The sequence below is a fragment of the Streptomyces sp. NPDC001351 genome, assembly GCF_042896045.1.
Taxonomy (GTDB): Bacteria; Actinomycetota; Actinomycetes; order Streptomycetales; family Streptomycetaceae; genus Streptomyces.
Genome location: NZ_JBIAWS010000008.1, coordinates 441,848 through 459,728 on the forward strand (window position 1 = coordinate 441,848; position 17,881 = coordinate 459,728).

At 69.7% G+C, this 17,881-nt stretch carries 20 protein-coding genes; 7 read left to right on the forward strand and 13 right to left on the reverse strand.

Annotated elements, in window-relative coordinates:
- Positions 1-10 precede the first annotated feature (10 nt).
- Positions 11-742 (forward strand): NDP-sugar synthase, encoded by a 732-nt coding sequence (locus tag ACFY1U_RS30140; RefSeq protein ID WP_390697266.1) that lies wholly within the window; start codon positions 11-13, stop codon positions 740-742.
- A gap of 168 nt (positions 743-910) precedes the next feature.
- Here ACFY1U_RS30140 and ACFY1U_RS30145 read toward each other — a convergent pair whose 3' ends face one another.
- From ACFY1U_RS30145 to ACFY1U_RS30170, 6 genes are all read right to left on the reverse strand, one after another.
- Entirely contained in the window at positions 911-2,584 is a 1,674-nt protein-coding gene (locus tag ACFY1U_RS30145) for a DoxX family membrane protein (RefSeq protein ID WP_390697267.1), read from the reverse strand.
- 117 nt (positions 2,585-2,701) lie between these two features.
- Positions 2,702-3,643 carry a 23S rRNA (guanosine(2251)-2'-O)-methyltransferase RlmB gene (gene rlmB, locus ACFY1U_RS30150; protein WP_390697268.1) on the reverse strand — a complete coding sequence of 314 codons (942 nt, stop codon included), beginning with the start codon at positions 3,641-3,643 and terminating at the stop codon, positions 2,702-2,704.
- A 108-nt stretch (positions 3,644-3,751) separates the two neighbouring features.
- Positions 3,752-5,149, reverse strand: a complete 1,398-nt coding sequence (gene cysS, locus ACFY1U_RS30155) for a cysteine--tRNA ligase (RefSeq protein ID WP_390697269.1) — start codon at positions 5,147-5,149, stop codon at positions 3,752-3,754.
- Between the two features lie 70 nt (positions 5,150-5,219).
- Positions 5,220-5,726: a 2-C-methyl-D-erythritol 2,4-cyclodiphosphate synthase gene (gene ispF, locus ACFY1U_RS30160; RefSeq protein WP_390697270.1), complete on the reverse strand. Its 507-nt coding sequence runs from the start codon at positions 5,724-5,726 to the stop codon at positions 5,220-5,222.
- Complete coding sequence (gene ispD / locus ACFY1U_RS30165; RefSeq protein WP_390697271.1) at positions 5,716-6,468, reverse strand: 2-C-methyl-D-erythritol 4-phosphate cytidylyltransferase; 753 nt, start codon at positions 6,466-6,468, stop codon at positions 5,716-5,718. The genes ispF and ispD overlap by 11 nt, the downstream gene beginning before the upstream one ends.
- Positions 6,469-6,743: 275 nt before the next feature.
- Positions 6,744-7,226, reverse strand: a complete 483-nt coding sequence (locus tag ACFY1U_RS30170; protein WP_003953493.1) for a CarD family transcriptional regulator — start codon at positions 7,224-7,226, stop codon at positions 6,744-6,746.
- Between the two features lie 613 nt (positions 7,227-7,839).
- Here ACFY1U_RS30170 and ACFY1U_RS30175 point away from each other — a divergent pair.
- The gene (locus tag ACFY1U_RS30175) at positions 7,840-8,523 is read left to right on the forward strand and encodes a DUF461 domain-containing protein (protein WP_390697272.1); all 684 of its coding nucleotides are present in this window, start codon (positions 7,840-7,842) and stop codon (positions 8,521-8,523) included.
- Between the two features lie 76 nt (positions 8,524-8,599).
- On the opposite strand, the gene ACFY1U_RS30180 is transcribed toward ACFY1U_RS30175, so the two are convergent.
- A complete protein-coding gene (locus tag ACFY1U_RS30180) occupies positions 8,600-9,280 on the reverse strand; it encodes a response regulator transcription factor (RefSeq protein WP_015659563.1) in 681 nt (226 codons plus the stop codon).
- Positions 9,277-10,545, reverse strand: a complete 1,269-nt coding sequence (locus tag ACFY1U_RS30185; RefSeq protein ID WP_390697273.1) for a sensor histidine kinase — start codon at positions 10,543-10,545, stop codon at positions 9,277-9,279. Before ACFY1U_RS30185 ends, ACFY1U_RS30180 begins: the two co-directional genes overlap by 4 nt.
- Before the next feature lie 246 nt (positions 10,546-10,791).
- On the opposite strand from ACFY1U_RS30185, the gene phoU reads away from it, so the two are divergent.
- Positions 10,792-11,493, forward strand: coding sequence for a phosphate signaling complex protein PhoU (gene phoU / locus ACFY1U_RS30190; RefSeq protein WP_390697274.1), 702 nt, complete (start codon positions 10,792-10,794; stop codon positions 11,491-11,493).
- A 445-nt stretch (positions 11,494-11,938) separates the two neighbouring features.
- Here the strand turns inward: phoU and ACFY1U_RS30195 are convergent, their stop codons facing one another.
- The gene (locus tag ACFY1U_RS30195; RefSeq protein WP_390697275.1) at positions 11,939-13,066 is read right to left on the reverse strand and encodes an FAD-dependent oxidoreductase; all 1,128 of its coding nucleotides are present in this window, start codon (positions 13,064-13,066) and stop codon (positions 11,939-11,941) included.
- 177 nt (positions 13,067-13,243) lie between these two features.
- Between ACFY1U_RS30195 and ACFY1U_RS30200 the strand changes: the two genes are divergently transcribed.
- Together ACFY1U_RS30200 and ACFY1U_RS30205 are read left to right on the forward strand one after the other, a co-directional pair.
- Positions 13,244-13,477, forward strand: a complete 234-nt coding sequence (locus ACFY1U_RS30200) for a hypothetical protein (RefSeq protein ID WP_390697276.1) — start codon at positions 13,244-13,246, stop codon at positions 13,475-13,477.
- A gap of 44 nt (positions 13,478-13,521) precedes the next feature.
- Positions 13,522-13,740, forward strand: a complete 219-nt coding sequence (locus ACFY1U_RS30205; protein WP_390697277.1) for a hypothetical protein — start codon at positions 13,522-13,524, stop codon at positions 13,738-13,740.
- Positions 13,741-13,752: 12 nt separating this feature from the next.
- Here the strand turns inward: ACFY1U_RS30205 and ACFY1U_RS30210 are convergent, their stop codons facing one another.
- Entirely contained in the window at positions 13,753-13,989 is a 237-nt protein-coding gene (locus ACFY1U_RS30210; RefSeq protein WP_390697278.1) for a hypothetical protein, read from the reverse strand.
- A gap of 92 nt (positions 13,990-14,081) precedes the next feature.
- Here ACFY1U_RS30210 and ACFY1U_RS30215 point away from each other — a divergent pair, with 92 nt between their 5' ends.
- A complete protein-coding gene (locus tag ACFY1U_RS30215; protein ID WP_390697279.1) occupies positions 14,082-14,300 on the forward strand; it encodes a hypothetical protein in 219 nt (72 codons plus the stop codon).
- A gap of 15 nt (positions 14,301-14,315) precedes the next feature.
- On the opposite strand, the gene ACFY1U_RS30220 is transcribed toward ACFY1U_RS30215, so the two are convergent.
- The 3 genes from ACFY1U_RS30220 to ACFY1U_RS30230 all read right to left on the reverse strand — a co-directional run bounded on the left by ACFY1U_RS30220 (position 14,316) and on the right by ACFY1U_RS30230 (position 17,109).
- Complete coding sequence (locus tag ACFY1U_RS30220; RefSeq protein WP_390697280.1) at positions 14,316-14,630, reverse strand: hypothetical protein; 315 nt, start codon at positions 14,628-14,630, stop codon at positions 14,316-14,318.
- A gap of 256 nt (positions 14,631-14,886) precedes the next feature.
- On the reverse strand, positions 14,887-15,678 hold the full coding sequence (locus tag ACFY1U_RS30225; RefSeq protein WP_390697281.1) for a class I SAM-dependent methyltransferase: 792 nt from the start codon (positions 15,676-15,678) through the stop codon (positions 14,887-14,889).
- A gap of 102 nt (positions 15,679-15,780) precedes the next feature.
- Complete coding sequence (locus tag ACFY1U_RS30230) at positions 15,781-17,109, reverse strand: thymidylate synthase (protein WP_390697282.1); 1,329 nt, start codon at positions 17,107-17,109, stop codon at positions 15,781-15,783.
- A 206-nt stretch (positions 17,110-17,315) separates the two neighbouring features.
- Between ACFY1U_RS30230 and ACFY1U_RS30235 the strand changes: the two genes are divergently transcribed.
- Positions 17,316-17,855 carry a GNAT family N-acetyltransferase gene (locus ACFY1U_RS30235; RefSeq protein WP_390697283.1) on the forward strand — a complete coding sequence of 180 codons (540 nt, stop codon included), beginning with the start codon at positions 17,316-17,318 and terminating at the stop codon, positions 17,853-17,855.
- The last annotated feature ends 26 nt before the right edge of the window (positions 17,856-17,881 follow it).

Consider the following 17,881-nt stretch of genomic DNA (forward strand, 5'->3'; position numbering starts at 1 on the left):
CAGTTCGGTCATGACCCATCCGAGCGCCGCGTCCCGCCCCGTTCAAGCCGTCATCCTGGCCGGTGGCCAGGGCTCACGGCTGCGTCCCTACACCGACGACCGGCCCAAGCCGATGGTCGAGATCCCCGGTACGGGGACTCCGATCATCGGCCATCAGCTTGTCTGGCTGGCCGAGGAGGGCGTGACGGACGTGGTGGTCAGCTGCGGCCATCTCGCCGAGGTGCTGCAGGACTGGCTGAAGTCCGCCGACCTGCCGGTGAAGGTGACGACGGTCGTCGAGACGGAGCCGCTCGGGCGGGGCGGCGGGCTGAAGTACGCCGCCGCCCATCTCCCGCACCCGGACCGGCCCTGGTACGCCACCAACGGCGACATCTGGACCCGCTTCTCGCTGCGGGACATGGCGGACTTCCACACGGAGCGCGACGCGGCCGCGACGCTGGCGCTGGCCCGGCCGCGCATCCCCTGGGGCGCGGTGAAGACGGACGGCTTCGGGCACATCACGGACTTCATCGAGGCGCCGCCGTCGACGTTCGAGATCAACGCGGGTGTGTACGTCTTCTCTGCCGAGTTCGCTGATCTGCTGCCGGAGCGGGGGGATCACGAGCGGACGACGTTCCCGCATCTGGCCCGTGAGCGGCGGCTGGCCGGGTTCACGATCCCGCAGGGGGCGTACTGGCGCGCCATCGACACGGCGAAGGATCTGACCGAGGCGGCGAAGGAGCTGGCCGCTCTGGGGCGGTGAGGTTGCCTTTTGGCTGCGGGCCAGTGGGGGCTTGTCGCGCCCACGCGGCGGAGCCGTAAATCGATACAGCCCCGCGCCCCTTCAGGGCGCTCCAGCACCGCACGTCGAAAGGGTCCCGCACGTTTTGTGCGGGACCCTTTCGTATGGACCGGTGGCCGTCGGCTCGGCTCAGCCCAGCAGGCCGCCCACCAGGCCCGGGTCTCCCGAGGAGGAGCCGCCGGTGGAGCCTGTGCCGCCGTCTCCGCCGCCGGAGGTGGGGCCGGAGCTGGTGCTGGGGGCGCCGCCGGACGGTGAGGAGTGCCGGGGCGGGGTGCGGCCCGCGGTGCCCTGGGTCTGGCTGGGGGCGCCGCCGGTCGCGGTGGCTCCCGGCGTGGTCGCCGCGCCGGAGGGCGTGGAACCTGCGGTGGCGCCGTGGGTCGGCGTCTTCGAGGCCGAGGGCGACTGGCTGTGCCGCTTGTGCGGCTCCTGCGGGAGCGGGGATCCCGGCAGTTCGTTGCGCGGGGCCTCGCCGGGACCGGGGACGATCACCCGGTCGGCGTCGCGGACCGCACCGCCGAGCAGCGAGCCGACGAGCAGGGTCAGGCCGGTCACGATCGCCGTGATGAGGGCGCCGCGGCGCAGGACGTAGGCGCGCAGGTCCCAGATGTCGGAGGAGGGTCCCAGACGCCGCCAGGCGCTGCCGGCGAGGCGGCCGTCGACGGAGTAGACAGGGGCGCCGGCGATGATCAGCGGAGACCAGGCGGCGAGGTAGATGATGTCGGGGGCGTCGTAGGCGGGAACGGTCTTCCAGCTGACGGTGACGATCAGCGCGGCCGACAGCAGTGCCCCGAAGACGGCGGCGACCCGCTGCCAGCAGCCCAGGACCGTGAGCACGCCGACGACGACCTGTGCGAAGGCGATGACGAGGCCGGAGCCGACGGGGTGCTGCAGGGCGAACTGCCGCAGCGGCTCGGCGACTTCCCACGGGTGCAGGGTGTTGAGCCACTTGACCATGGAGCCGCGCTTGCCGCCGTCGAAGTAGACGGGATCGCACAGCTTGCCCATGCCGGCGTAGATGGAGATGAAGCCGAGGAAGATGCGCAGGGGGAGCAGGACGACGCCGAGGTTCATCCGGCGGCCCGGGTAGTAGGCGTGCCGCGCCGGGTCGACGCCGTGGCGCCTGGCGGGCCGGTCGGCGTCCTCCTCGTCGAATTCGCCGAACTCGTCGGAGTCGTCGAACCCCTCGGGGTCGTCGAACTCGCCGGTCTCGTCGAAGTCCTCGAACTCCTGGCCGCCGTAGGCCTGTTCCTCGTCGTATCCGCTGCCGGCGGTGCGCATGCCGGGGAGGAGGCGGGTGCCGACGATGTCGCCCGCGGGGCGGCCGCGCTGGGCGCCGACGATCGGGGTCTCCACGGTCTGTTCCAGCTCGTCGTAGGCCTCGTCGTAGCCGCCGACCTCCACGCGCGGGATGACCTGGGTGGCGCCCGCGTCGACGGACTGGTCGTCGCCGTGCCGGACGCTGCCGCCGCGCACGGCCTGGAGCAGGCGGTGCGCGCCGGTGTCGTCGGGGGCCGACCTGCCGCTCCAGACGACCGGCCGACGGCGGGCGCCCGCGCCCGTCCTGCCCGCGGCGGTACCGGCGGCGGGCGTGCGGGCGGCGTCCTGGGAGGCGGTCAAGTGCCGTGCGATCCGCGGCGATCGGGTGCGGGCCGAGGCGCCGAGCTGCACACGGAAGCTCGCATGATTGACGATGACCTGCGCCGGATCGCTCGGCACCTTCACCATGCTCAGCGCGGGAGCGTCATCGAATCCCGACGGGCCGTCCCCCGGGGGCGTGCGGGGTGTTCTGGTGTCCACACTCATCTAACCGAGTGACGTGTGGTTAGGACACTGCTTTGACCCGCCGGATGTGTCCGGATCGCGTCAACGTTGTCCGGGACGCCCAGATTGACCCGCACGAGTGATGGCGCGAACGCCTGTTCAGCCGCGCCGCCGAGCCGCCTCGTACAGCACGATCCCCGCGGCCACACCCGCATTGAGCGACTCGGCGCCGCCCGGCATCGGGATCCGCACCCGGAAGTCGCACGTTTCGCCGACGAGCCGGGACAGGCCCTTGCCCTCGCTGCCGACCACGATCACGACGGGGCCCTCCAGGGCCTCCAGTTCACCGATCTCGTGCTCCCCGTCGGCGGCGAGGCCGACGACCGCGATGCCCTGCTTCTTGTACGCCTCCAGGGCGCGCGTCAGGTTGGTGGCGCGGGCGACGGGCGTACGGGCGGCGGTGCCCGCGGACGTCTTCCAGGCGCCGGCGGTCATGCCGGCCGCGCGCCGCTCGGGGACGACGACGCCGTGGCCGCCGAAGGCGGAGACGGAACGGACGACGGCGCCGAGGTTGCGCGGGTCGGTCACGCCGTCGAGGGCGACGATCAGCGGGTCCTCGCCCTCGTCGTAGGCGACGCTGGCGAGGTCCTCCGGGTGGGCGTACTCGTACGGCGGGACCTGGAGGACCAGGCCCTGGTGGTTGAGCCCGTTCGTCATGCGGTCGAGCTCGGGGCGGGGGGCCTCCATGAGGTTGATGCCGCCGCGGTCGGCGGCGAGCTGGAGGGCCTCGCGGACGCGCTCGTCGTTGTCGATGAACTGCTGGACGTAGAGCGTGGAGGCCGGTACGCCCTCGCGCAGGGCCTCGACCACCGGGTTGCGGCCGACGACCAGTTCGGACGACGACTTGCCGCCGCGGCCGCGCGGCACGGGACGGCGCTGCGTCTGCTTGGCCTTGGCGGTCGCGATGCGGTTCTTCTTGTGCCCCTTGCGCATCTCGGCGGGCGGGGTCGGGCCCTTGCCCTCGAGGCCCTTGCGCCGCTGGCCGCCACTGCCGACCTGCGCGCCCTTCTTGCCGGACATGCGGCGGTTGTTGGCTGCCATGACCTACCTGTCTGCTCTCAAAAAGGGGAAGCGTGCGTTCGTACGTCTATGAAGTGTGCCGCCCGGACGGCCGGGCGGCACAATCGATCTTCTGATCAGCTGTCGCGCTCAGCGCGGGCCGAGGCTCCAGCGCGGACCCTGCGGGCCGTCCTCGATGGCGAGCCCCGACTGGCCCAGCTGGTCGCGGATGGCGTCCGCGGTGGCCCAGTCCTTGCGGCCGCGGGCCGCCTCGCGTTGGTCGAGGACCAGGCGTACGAGGCTGTCGACCACGCCGTGCAGGTCGTCGCCGCGGTCGGACTCGCCGGCCCAGTGCTCATCCAGCGGGTCGAGTCCGAGGACGCCGAGCATGGCGCGCACCTCGGCGAGGCGGGCCACAGCGGCTTCCTTGTCGTCGGCGGCGAGGGCGGAGTTCCCCTGCCGCACCGTGGTGTGCACGATGGCGAGGGCCTGCGGCACGCCCAGGTCGTCGTCCATCGCCTCGGCGAAGGCGGGCGGCACCTCGGCGGACGGCTCGACCACGCCCGCCTTCTCCACCACGCGCTGCACAAAGCCCTCGATGCGCGCGAACGCCGACTCGGCCTCGCGCAGCGACTCCTCGCTGTACTCGATCATCGAGCGGTAGTGCGGGGTGCCGAGGTAGTAGCGCAGCACGATCGGCCGCCACGTCTTGACCATCTCGCTCACGAGCACGCTGTTGCCCAGCGACTTCGACATCTTGTCGCCCGCCATGGTCACCCAGGCGTTGTGCACCCAGTACTGGGCGAAGTCGTCGCCGAAGGCCTTGGCCTGGGCGATCTCGTTCTCGTGGTGCGGGAAGATCAGGTCGAGGCCGCCGCCGTGGATGTCGAAGGCGGTGCCCAGGTACTTGTGCGCCATCGCCGAGCACTCCAGGTGCCAGCCGGGACGGCCGCGGCCCCACGGCGTGGCCCAGGTCGGCTCGCCCGGCTTGGCCGACTTCCACATGGCGAAGTCGCGCGCGTCACGCTTGCCGGTCTCGCCGGTCCCCGAGGGCTGCTGGAGGTTGTCGAGTTCCTGCCGGGACAGCTCCAGGTAGCCCGGGAAGGACCGCACGTCGAAGTAGACGTTGCCGTCGGCCTCGTAGGCGTGTCCGCGCTCGATGAGGCCCTGCATCATCTCGACCATCTCGGTCACATGGCCGGTCGCCCGCGGTTCGTACGTCGGCGGGAGGCAGCCGAGCGCGGTGTAACCGTCGTTGAACGCGCGCTCGTTCTCGTAACCGATCGACCACCAGGGGCGGTTCTGCTCGGCCGCCTTCGCGATGATCTTGTCGTCGATGTCCGTGACGTTCCTGATGAACGTCACGTCATAACCGCGGTATTCGAACCAGCGGCGCATGATGTCGAAGTTGAGGCCCGACCGGATGTGCCCGATGTGCGGGGCCGCCTGCACGGTGGCACCACAGAGGTAGATCGAGACACAGCCCGCTGTGAGCGGGACGAAGTCACGGATCTGCCGGGCGTTGGTGTCGTACAGGCGAATGGTCACCACTCCAGGGTAGTGGGCGCAGGGCAGTGCCTTGCGCCCCTTCCGCTCAAGGGGCACGGTTTCGTGACGTTCACCCTCGGCCGGCCCGCACCACCAGTGCCGTCGCGATCGCCATCAGGCCCTCTTCGCGGCCCGGGAAACCGAGCCCGTCCGTTGTGGCGCCCGACACCGACACCGGTGCTCCGGCCGCCTCCGACAGCAGCTTCTGCGCCTCGTCGCGACGCTTGCCGATCTTCGGGCGGGGGCCGACCACCTGTACGGCGATGTTGCCGATGCGGAAGCCCGCCTCACGGACGATGCGGGCGGCCTCCGTGAGGAGGGTGACGCCGGAGGCGCCCGACCACTGGGGGCGGCCCGTGCCGAAGTGCTGTCCCAGGTCACCGAGGCCGGCGGCGGAGAAGAGCGCGTTGCACGCGGCGTGTGCGACGACGTCCGCGTCGGAGTGGCCGGCCAGCCCGGGGCCCTCGCCCTCCCACTTCAGGCCGGCGCACCACAGCTCGCGGCCCTCCTCGAAGGCGTGGATGTCGGTGCCGATGCCGACCTGGGGCAGCGGCCCGTCGAAGGAGTCAGAAGCCATCGTTCAGCCTCCTGCGGGCCAGGACCGCCTCTGCCAGGACCAGGTCCAGGGGGCGCGTGACCTTGAAGGCCTCCTCGTGGCCGGGTACGACCACGACCTGCAGGCCCAGCTGCTCGATCATGCTGGCGTCGTCGGTGACGTTGTCGGTCACGGTCTCGTGGGCGTGGAGGAGCGTGGCCCGTTCGAAGCCCTGGGGGGTCTGCACGGCGCGCAGGCGGGAGCGCTCCGGGGTGGCCACCACCGGCTCCGGCTCGCCCGGTGCCGCCGCCGGTTCGACTTCCTTGACGGTGTCGGCGAGGGGCAGCGCGGGCACGACGGCCGGCGCACCTTCCCGTACGGCCTCGATCACGGCGTCGACCGTGTCCACCGGAACCAGCGGCCGTGCCGCGTCGTGCACGAGCACGATGTCGTAGTCGGGCGGCAGGGCGTCGAGGCCGAGTTTCACGGACTCCTGGCGCGAGTCGCCGCCCGGGACGACGAGGAAGTCGGTCCGCTCGGGCAGCGCATGGGCGTCGAGAAGGGACTTGACCTCGGGCGCGCCGTCGGGCGGGGCCACGACGACGACCAGGGAGACCGCACGGGACGCGGCCATGGCGCGCACGGCGTGGATGAGCATGGGGGTGCCGCCCAGCGCGCGGAGTGCCTTGGGGGCGCCCGGACCGAGGCGTACGCCCCGTCCGGCGGCCGGAATCACCGCAGCCGTACGGGTTCCGGCGGGCGAAGGGCGCGAATCGTCAGACATCGGTTCCTGTCAGGTTTGTGTGCTGGCCTTGCGTGGGTATGGCCTGGGAAGTGCCGGGCGCGACGCCTTGACCGGACCCTTCCGTGACACCGGTTGAGCCAGCTGCCCGGGCCCGGCACGCCAAGTATCGCGGGGGAACCTCCCCGACAGTGACGACGTACGCAAGGCGCCTGGATATGAACATGCCGCAGCGCCCGGCGACGGGAAAACGTCATCGGGCACCGCGGCATTTCAATGTACTGAGTGCTGAAGCGGGCTTGCGCCTGCTGTCAGGTTCAGGACGCGAGAACCTCGTCGAGCAGGGCCTCGGCCTTGTCCTCGTTCGTGTTCTCCGCGAGGGCGAGCTCGCTCACCAGGATCTGGCGGGCCTTGGCGAGCATCCGCTTCTCACCCGCGGACAGTCCGCGCTCGCGCTCACGACGCCACAGGTCACGCACTACTTCCGCGACCTTGATGACATCGCCGGAGGCGAGCTTCTCCAGGTTTGCCTTGTAACGACGGGACCAGTTCGTGGGCTCCTCGGCATACGGCGCGCGCAGCACCTCGAAGACCCGGTCCAGCCCGTCCTGACCGACCACATCACGTACGCCGACGAACTCCGCATTGTCCGCTGGCACACGTACCGTCAGGTCACCCTGGGCGACCTTCAGCACCAAGTAGGTCTTGTCCACGCCTTTGATCTGGCGAGTTTCGATGGCCTCGATCAGCGCGGCCCCGTGATGGGGATAGACCACGGTGTCGCCAACCTTGAACGTCATGTGACAGGTACCCCTTCCGTGGCTATCCAGGGTAACACGGAAACCGCGGGTTCTGAATGGCGTTTTCGCAGGTCAGGGCATATCTCGGGGCTTGACAACAGCAACAGGAACGTGCTGCGCGGGCCCGGCGGAAGCAGGTATTCGCAGGTCGGAGCGGCTCTCCGGGGGAGGTGAAACGCGTACGTTACACACATCCGGACGCCCTTCCAAGGGGACGAACGTCCGCATATGTCCGGTTCCAAGTGTGCGACTTCCGCTACTCCGTTCGGTGTCAGGAGTCGCTTCCGCGTCGATTCCGGAATTGATCACGGGCACCCGACTACGTGGCCTGTTGTTCTGTGGCTTGTTCCGCGTCGTGATCAATTCCGGGGGCGCCGCGCATTCCTTCACGGAAATTTTGCGCCCCGTCGGACGGGGTATGCCGGAGGGACTTATGTGAATGCCGGACGGGCGTGGGCTACCCCCTGTGGACTACTCCCTGGTGGGCCATGCCGGGGCCAGAGGGAGGGTCGGGTGCGGCGACTCGGGGACGGCTCGGTAACCTAAGGCCGCTGACAGACACTTAGGGCGGCTTTACGGGTCGCCACGCTCGAGTCAAGGAGTTGCCGCCGCCGTGAGCAGCAGCCTTCGACGCGGCGCCCTCGCCGCCGCCGCCATCGCGTTCTCGATCGCCTCGCTCGCCGCGTGCGGCGCGGGCGGCGACGCTCAGACGCTGGAAATCAAGCCGGACAACGCGGCGACCAAGGTCGGCGACCTCAAGGTGCAGAACGCCCTGATCATCACCCAGCCCGACGTCCGGGCGCCCGGTCCGGCCGTGATCTCGGCGACCCTCTTCAACAACGGTGACACCGCGCAGACGGTGGACTCGATCACCCTCCCGAACGTCAACGCGACCGCCAAGATCAGGCCGGCCAAGGGCAACGGCAAGCTCGTCGTGCCCGCGCACGGCTCCTTGGTGATCGGCGGCAAGGGCAACGCCAGCGCCGTACTGGCCAACGGACGCAAGGCGGTCCAGGACGGCAGCGTCCGCAAGGTCACCTTCACCTTCAGCAAGACCGGCGATGTGAGCCTGCGCGCCTTCGTGGTCCCGGCCCAGAGCTACTTCGAGGCGTGGGGCCCGAGCGAGATCCCGTCGGCCCCCGCCTCCCCCACCCCCACCCCCACCCCCAAGCCGGGCACGAGCACGACGGCGTCCCCGAACCCGTCCGCCTCGGCCTCGAAGCCGGCCACCTCGGCCACCCCGACCGACGCGGCCTCCGCGAGCGCCTCGCCGTCGAAGCCGGCCGCCGGGCACTGAGCACGCGTACGAGTACGACGAAGGGCGGGACCTCTCCAGGAGGTCCCGCCCTTCGTCGTAGGGCCCGGTGGCCGGCCTACGGCTCGAACTTGTAACCCAGACCACGAACCGTCACCAGGTACCGGGGCGCCCCCGGGTCCGGCTCGATCTTGGCGCGCAGGCGCTTGACGTGGACGTCCAGGGTCTTGGTGTCGCCGACGTAGTCGGCGCCCCAGACGCGGTCGATGAGCTGCATGCGGGTCAGGACGCGCCCGGCGTTGCGCAGGAGCATTTCCAGGAGGTCGAACTCCTTGAGGGGAAGGTCGACCTTGGAACCGGAGACCGTGACCACATGGCGGTCCACGTCCATACGGACCGGGCCGGCCTCCAGGGCGGCCGGGGTGACCTCCTCGGGCTCGCCGCGGCGGCGCAGGACGGCCCGGATGCGGGCGACCAGCTCACGCGAGGAGAACGGCTTGGTGACATAGTCGTCGGCTCCTATCTCCAGGCCGACCACCTTGTCGATCTCGCTGTCCTTGGCGGTCACCATGATGACGGGGACATTGGAGCGGCCGCGCAGCTGACGGCACACCTCGGTGCCCGGCAGCCCGGGCAGCATCAGGTCGAGGAGGACGAGGTCGGCGCCGTTGCGCTCGAACTCGTCGAGTCCGTCGGGGCCCGTGGTCGCCACTGCGACCTCGAAGCCCTCCTTGCGGAGCATGTACGACAGGGCGTCGGAGAAGGACTCCTCGTCCTCGACGACAAGCACTCGGGTCACGGAAGGACCTCCGGGGCGGGAAGCGGTTCGTACGGGGATGACTGGGGGGTGTTTCGGTCGGCCTCGTCGTCGAGATCGTCCGGGTCGGGGTGGGGCTGGGCACGGTCGCGGGCAGCCCCCGCCTCCGGCAGCCTCAGGGTGAACGTGGAGCCCTGACCCTCGGAGCTCCACACGGTGACCTCCCCGCCGTGCGAGGCGGCCACGTGCTTGACGATCGCGAGTCCCAGGCCCGTGCCGCCGGTCGCACGGGAGCGGGCGGGGTCCACGCGGTAGAAGCGCTCGAAGATGCGCTCCTTGTCCTTGTCGGAGATGCCGATGCCCTGATCGGTCACGGCGACCTCGATGTGGTCACCGCCGGGCGCGGTCACCCGGCGGGCGGCTATGCCCACACGGGTGCGGGCGGGTGAGTAGTTGACGGCGTTCTCGACAAGGTTGCCCAGGGCGGCGGCCAGCTGACCCCTGTTGCCCCAGACGTACAGGTCGGCGGTGCCGCCGGCGGCCATGGTGATCTGCTTGGTGCCGGCCTGGTGGCGGCAGCGGTCGATGGCCTCGGCGACCAGTTCGTCCACCCGGACGGGTTCGGCGTCCTCGAGGGGGTCGTCGTTCTGCACCCGGGACAGGTCGATGAGCTCCTGGACCAGGCTGGTGAGCCGGGTGGCCTCGATCTGCATACGGCCGGCGAAGCGCTCCACCGCCTCCGGGTCGTCCGAGGCGTCCATGACGGCCTCGGAGAGAAGGGAGAGAGCGCCGACCGGGGTCTTCAGTTCGTGGCTCACGTTCGCGACGAAGTCGCGTCGTACCGCCTCGATGCGGCGGGCCTCGGTGAGGTCCTCGACCAGCAGGAGCACCAGCCGGGAGCCGAGCGGCGCCACCCGCGCGGAGACGGCGAGCGCGTCGCCGCCCCGCCCTGTGCCCCGCCGCGGCAGGTCCAGCTCGACCTGGCGTATCTCGCCGTCCCGCCGGGTGTCCCGGGCCATCTGGAGCATCGGTTCCACGGAGAGCCTGCCGCCGCGGACCAGGCCCAGGGCGTACGCCGCGGAGCTGGCCTTGACGACCGCGTCGGCCTCGTCGAGGACGACGGCCGAGGAGCGGAGCACGGACAGGACGGTGTCCACGCCCGGTGGAAGCACCGGGTCCGTGTGCAGGGAGGTGCGGGTGGGGCGCTTCTGCTCCCGCTCGCTCCAGCGGAACGCCAGCATGGCGATCACGCCGGTGAGCACCCCGGCGATCGCTGCCGCTGCGGCGACCGCCGCGTTCACGTCCATGCAAACAGGTTAGGCATGGGGTACGACATCCCCACAGCCGTCGAGGTGCGAGCTCGAACACTCGTCGCCCAGAGTTCACCTTGGAGCCAGTGATGGTTCATTTGGGATGACGGAAACGGACGCGTGCGGGCCGGAACGTGGGAGCGTGGGGTGCGAAGCGCCGTTTTGAACGGTCGGTTTTCGGCCGTCGGACGCACGGGCCCCTGCCCCGGCAGCCCCGAAGGACACGTAAGAGAGGGATCCCTGATGCGGGACGCGTACCACGAGGAACTGGATTCGATCGGCGACGGTCTGGTGGAGATGGCCCGGCTGGTCGGGTCGGCGATCGGGCGCGCCACGACCGCCATCCTCGACTCCGACCTCAAGCTGGCCGAGAGCGTCATCGAGGGCGACCAGAAGGTCGACGGTCTCCAGCACGACCTCGAGGCCCGGGCCATAGCCCTGCTGGCCCGCCAGCAGCCGGTGGCCACGGATCTCCGTATCGTCGTCACCTCGCTCCGTATGTCGGCCGACCTGGAGCGTTCGGGCGACCTGGCACAGCATGTCGCGAAGCTCGCCCGCCTCCGCTTCCCGGAGCGTGCGATCCCGCACGACCTGCACGCGACCATCCTGGAGATGGGCCAGCTCGCGCAGCGCCTGATGGCCAAGGCGGCCGAGGTGATCATCACCAAGGACGTCGACCTGGCGCTGCAGATGGAGTCCGACGACGACGAGATGGACCTGCTGCACCGCACCCTCTTCCAGCACCTGCTGGACGACCGCTGGCAGCACGGCATCGAGACGGCGGTGGACGTCACCCTCCTCGGCCGCTACTACGAGCGGTACGCCGACCACGCGGTGGCCGTCGCCAAGCGCGTGGTGTTCCTGGTGACGGGTGAGCACGCGGACGAGCTGCAGGCCGACGTCCAGCCGGAGATCCAGCCGGTGGCCGGGGGCGACGGGGCGTAGGGCGGAGGGGTGCCGGGGGGCGTACAGCCAAGGGATACCGAGGGGCGTGAACCCTGAGAGCGGGGCGTGTGGACGCCACAGTGCGCCGTTGATGCGCCCAGCACGGCGGGCATGCAATGGGCACAGGCACCAGCCTCTAGGTCTCCAGGAGGACCCATGGCCGAAGCCCCCACCACGCCCGACCCGACGCAGGAGCGCGAGACGGACCAGCCCGCCGAGATCAAGAGCCTCCCGCTCTTCGGCGCGTGCGGCTGCGGCTCGGGCTGCGGCTGCGGGTGCCAGTCGGGTAATCCCTGTCAGTGCGGCTGACCGCTCCGGTTGATTTCGAACGACTCGTACGACGGTGAAGGGCCCCGGTGAGCGTGCCGGGGCCCTTCGTCGTAAGTGCCCCGGACTGCGTACCTCGCCATGGACCGCAGGGGGCGCACCCGGTGGAAGGAGCGGCTCATTCGCCCTTCTGGGTGAACAGGGCGATCAGGTCGGCGATATCGGCCTCGGAGTCGATCCGGGGTATCTCGTCGCCTTCGAAGGTGGCGGCCTCGGCGCTGCGGGGGAACATGGTCTGCTCGTACTCGGCGAGCGCGGCCTCGGTGTCGTCCGGGTGGGCGGCTATGGCCTTGCCGAGTTCGGCGCCGTCGAGCATGGCGAGGTTGGCGCCCTCTCCGTTGGGGGTCGCGAGGTGGGCGGCGTCACCGAGCAGGGTCACGCCCGGCACCCGGTCCCAGCGGTGCCCGGTCGGCAGGGCGTACAGGGAACGCAGGACCGGCGCGGTGTCGCTGTCGGTGATCAGCCCGCTGAGCTCCGGTGCCCAGCCCTCGAACTCCGCCGCTGTCCGTGCCGTCGCCGCGGCGGCGTCGGTGAAGTCGATCGCGGCGAACCAGTCCAGCGGCTTCGACAGCGCCACGTATATGTGCAGGGTGTCGCCGCTCTCCCGGTGGGCGAAGATGTCCCTGCCCGGCGAGGGCGCGATCATCATCCCGCCGCCGACCGCCTTCGCGGCGGCGGGATGCCGGGTGTCGGCCTCGTACAGATAGGTCTCGACGAACGATGTGCCGGTGTACGTGGGTGTGGCGTCGGAGAGCAACGGCCGGACCCGCGACCACGCGCCGTCCGCGCCGACCAGCAGGCTGGTGACGAGGGTGGTGCCGTCGGCGAAGGTGACCTCGTGGCGGCTGTCGCCGAGGGCATGTGTGCCGCTGACCTTGTGCCCCCATCGGATGGTGCCCGCCGGGAGCGAGTCGATCAGCATCTGCCGCAGCTCGCCGCGCATCGCCTCGGGGCGTCCGCCGTCGCCGTCGTCGGCCTTGTCGAGCAGGACGGTTCCGTCCGGGTCGAGGATCCGTATCGCCTCGCGGCCCTCCAGGACGATGGCGCGGAACTCGTCCATCAGACCGGCGGCCTGGAGGGCGAGCTGCCCGTTGTAGTCGTGGATGTCGAGCATCCCGCCCTGTGCGCGGGCCGACGGGGAGGCCTCCGCCTCGTAGACGGTGGCCGGGATTCCGTGGACATGCAGAACGCGGGCGAGCGTGAGTCCGCCGAGTCCGGCGCCGATGATCGTGACAGGTGTGTGCATGGTGGCTCCTCAGGTGTGTGGCCGCCCGGCGAACTCCGGCCGGCCCCGTCCCTGGAAGGTGTCAGCCCCCGCCGACGAGCCGCCTACATCCATCCGACAGCCACCGACGACTCGCCTACATCCACCCGACGGCGATCCGACTGGCCCAAAAAATCGAACACATGCTTGAATTCGGCCATGCGACCGTTCCCCGACGACCTCGCCCAGGCGCAGCAGGACTGGAGCGCCACCTACCGCCGGCTCGCCGAGCACCCCGGCCGCACCGAGCTGCGCCGGCGCCTGCACCAGCTGTCGGCCCAGCTGTACTTCCACCCCTACTGGCAGCACCGGCGCCCCAGCCCCGCAGCCTGGTGGGAGCTGCGAGACCTGGGACGATCACACGGAAACGCCAGTGAGCGGCTCCCCCGATGACACGCTGGAGTGCAGACCCGGACATCCCGGATGATCCTGAAGGCATGGCCGGACCGATTCGCGTGACCGTGCATCCACCGTCGCCCTCGGGAGGCAGGCGCGTGCGTGTGGACGGCGAGATCCTCGGGCTGGCGTACAACGTGACGGATGTCGCGGAATTCCTCCGCCGGGCCGGCCTGGAGATCGATCCGGCGGACGTGGCGCAATTGCCTTGGATCGACTGGCGGGGAGTGGGGCCGGAGCACTGGGGCCCGGAGGCGTGACGGAAGCTGCGATTACTCGCGGGTCGCCACCGAGTCGGAAGACGTGCGCGCCTTCCTCCTTCGCCTACGCCGGTGCCAGCGGTCCGACAGCTCCCCGGTCGCGATGGCAGCAGCGGCCAACACGGCGGACGCCGACCAACTCCTGAACTCGTCGATGCCCAGGCCGATCAAGCGGATCACGACTGTCGTCAGGATCCACTGGACAACAGCCCAGGCCGCCGCTTTGAGGCGTCTGCTTCCACCGGTCACGGGCTCAAGGTAGCTGGCCGCCGAGCGACGGCCGGGATGCGTCCGGACGGCTGGATCTTGTGCACCGCCCTTGCCCCCGGTACAACCGTCCGATGACAAGCAACTCCGGGCCGAAGGCGCGGTGGACCAAGGACAGGGCCGGAGCCGCCCTGGCGGCCGCGGCCGGCTACTCCTTCACCTTCGGACTGGCCCGCGACTCGGCCGAGCGGCTGACCCGGGACTATCCGCACACTGCCGTATTTTTCGTCAGCTTCGCGGTTGCCGTCCTGGCGTACTGGATCGGGTTGCGGGTGATGAAGAGGCTCCCCTGACGACGTCGACGGCTGTCAGAAGTCGTACGGCTTCTGGTGCTCGAGTTCAGCACGTCGGCCTCGTTCCAGCTGAACTGCGGCTTCTGGCCCTTTCATGACGACGGAGCAGAAGGGGCCGTCTTGGCCGTGCGCACCCCGCTGCGCGATGGCGAGCGACTGCACCGTGTGGTGCTTCGAGCCGTAGTCGAAGAGGTTCACTGCGCCGCACGCCTTGGCTCCGGGCTGGAGCGTGATGTGCTTGCCGCCGCCCGGGTTGTCCTCGTTAGCCGCGGTGATCAGCAGGTGGTCGCCCTGCTGACCCGCGAACCGGTGCGCGGCGGAGACAAGCATCTCGTCTCCGCGGCAGGGCTGGGCGCCGGCCGTCGTACCCTTGCCCCCGGCCTCGTCGGTCCCGCCCGAGACGGACGCCGGGCGCACCCTCTGCTTCGTGTTGCCACCGCTGGTGACCTGCGCCGCACCGCCCTTGCCGTCCGCGTCGGACGCGGACAGGTTCTGCGCGGCACCGGCGGCGTGGTCGCCGCCCGCCGCCTTCGAACCGCCGCCGGAGCCGGCCTCCGCAGGTGTCGTTCAGTCGGTTCTGTCCGCGTCAGCCTGGCTTTACCGCCAGTGTCGCAAAATAGCCCGACATGTAGGGGGCGGATGCATTGGATTGGTGCGGTGCTTCTGCGAAGCCGGTGAGGACGAACCCGGCGGCGAGTTGCCCGCCGATCTGGTCGGTGAGGGTGTGACTGTATTCAAGAGGGGCATCCGCGCCGAACTTCGCGGCGCGTTCCTCGGCGGAGTACTGCGTGACATCGCTGTAGGGCAGCTTGTGCACGACGACCAGCTCGCCGCGCTCGTCGAGGGCCTCGTGGTCGAACAAGTACACATCAGGGTTGAGGAAGCCCACGAGCAGGGTTCCGCCCGGCCGCAGAACGCGGAAGCACTCACGCCACACCGGCGCCAAGTCGGGTACAAATGCGTTCGAGACCGGGTGGAACACAACGTCGAATGCTGCGTCGCCGAAGGCGCTGAGGTCGCGCATGTCCCCCAGGACGGTGCGCAGCTCAAGTCCGTCGCGCGCCGCCACCATCTGGTCCTGGCCGAGCTGGCGGGGCGAGTTGTCGAACACGGTGACCCGCGCCCCCGCGGCGGCGAGGATCGGACCCTGCTGACCACCGCCGGAGGCCAGGCACAACACGTCCTTGCCGGTCAGGTCCGTCGGCAGCCAGGAGCGGTCGACTGGCTCACGCCCGATGAGAACAATCGACCAGTCGCCCCTGCGGGCGCGCTCGACATCCTCAGCGCTCACCGGCCTCGTCCACTCGTTGCCCTCCTGGACATACCTGTCCCAGGCTGCCCGATTATGGGCACCGGGGTCGACGACAATGTCCTGCACGTTTGACTCCCTGCTACAGCCGAGCGGACACCAGCGGTACTGACAGTTCGATGCCGACAGCCAATACGATCACAAGTGCGGGCACAACGAAATCAGCGGGCGTCAAAGGTGCCCACGTGCTGAGTGAATCTGCCCCGGAGCCTTGAGCCCTGACGGGTTCCACCGTCGAACGCCGTACTCAGAGCACGCCCACCAGCACGATGACCAGGGCGGGCAGTGCGTGAAGACGGTGCCGAGGTAGACAGCGAGAACCCACCGGTGCTCGGAGGCGATGCGGGCGAGGTTCTCGGCGCAGAACAGCGGCACGGGGCGCAGAAACGGGATCACGTAGATCACGACGATCGCGCAGAGGTTGTAGATCAGGTGGACGAAGGCCGCCTGCAGGCCGATCTTCGCGTCCTGCCCGACGCCCGCGAACGCCGCGAAGACCACGGTGAACGTCGTGCCGAGGTTGGAGCCGACGACGGGATACACCTGCGCCGGTGTCAGGATGCCCGTTCCCGCGAAGGGGACCAGCACGGACGTGGTGATGATCGAGGACTGGGTGACGACGGTCACCCCCATGCCCGACGCCATGGCGAGGTAGGGATTGCGGCCCACGGCCTTGATCAGGATGTCGCGGGCTCTGCCGACCATGAGCAGTTTGAGCAGCTTTCCCAGGTAGCGGACGGCGACCAGGATCAGCAGGGCACCGATCACGACCGTGGACAGCGGGCCGAGCGTGCTGCTGACGTGCGAGGTCGCGTGGATCACCCCGTGCTCCACCGGCCTGGTGGCCGCCCGGATGAAGTTGAAGTGAGCCGGGTTCGGCAGCCAGTCCGTGCCGTACAGCGCATCGGTCAGCGTCCCGCTGATGTGTTGCAGCGGATGCCAGATCAGCTCGATCGGGAAGAAGATCAGCAACGCGAGCCAGTTGTAGAAGTCATGGACGGTGGACGCGCCCAGCGCCCTGCGGAACTCCGTGCGGTTTCCGATGAAGGTCAGCGCGACCAGGCTCGTCGTCACCGTGGTGCCGACGTTGGCGCCCAGGATGATGGGAATCGCGCCCTGGATGGGCAACGCGCCCGACCCCACGGCGGTGACGGCGATGGCCGTCGTCGTGGTCGACGACTGGATCAGGACCGTACCGAGAATGCCGACGCTCAGTCCGACCCACGGGTGCGCGGCGAAGGCGAACATGGCGTGCGCCGCGTCGCTGCCCAGCCCCGCGAAGCCGCGACTGATGATGCTTACGGCACAGACCAGCAGGTAGATCAGCCCGGCGACACCGCACCAGCCGAGGGTTTTGGTCCATGTGGGGAGCGGGATGGTGCCGGCGTCACTCTCGGCCGCAGGGGCCGTGAGCGGCGAGCCACGGGAAGAGGTTCGCCCGGAGATTTCACCCTTTTTGTGGCTGTTTTCCGGCCCCCTGTCGGATGAGGCTGCCGCCATGAACCATGGCTACGAGCTCCTGACGAGGGGCGCGCGCAGCCAAACGCCGTACGTGTGCAGCGGACGGCTGGTGGTGGTGTCAGCTGTTGGGCGGGGCATTCGACATGCGCGCCGAAGCCACTGCTCTGACCGGGAAGCAGTCTCCTTTTGAGTGGCGGCAGGAAAATGGATTGCCTTGGGGGTAGCGCTCACGTTGGCTGGTCGGCATGGCTGAACTGCGTACCGATCGCCTCGTGCTCCGTCGATGGCAAGACTCCGACCTTGAACCGTGGGCGGCGATGAATGCCGATCCCGAGGTTCGGCAGCACTTGGGCGACCTGCTCACCCGTGAACAGAGCGATGCCTCCGTGGCGCGGTTCCAGGCCGAGTTCGACCAGCGGGGCTACGGATGGTGGGCAGTTCAAGTGCAGGCCACGGGCGAGTTCATCGGCTTCGCGGGCTTGGACCAAGTGGATGATGGCATGCCGTTCAAGGGGGTCGAGATCGGTTGGAGGCTCGCTCGCTCGGCCTGGCGCCAGGGGTACGCCACCGAGGCCGCCCTGGCTGTCCTGGCCTTCGGCTTCGAAACGCTTGGACTCCCCGAGATCCTTGCAGTGACGACTGCCACCAACCTCCGTTCCCAAGCAGTGATGCGCCGGATCGGCATGACCCGCGACCCGGCTGACGATTTCGACGACCCCACCGTGCCCGAAGGGCCACTGCGTCCGAACGTGCTGTACCGCATCGCGCGTGGTGTGAGTGTCTGAGCACGACGGCCCAGACACGGCCCCGG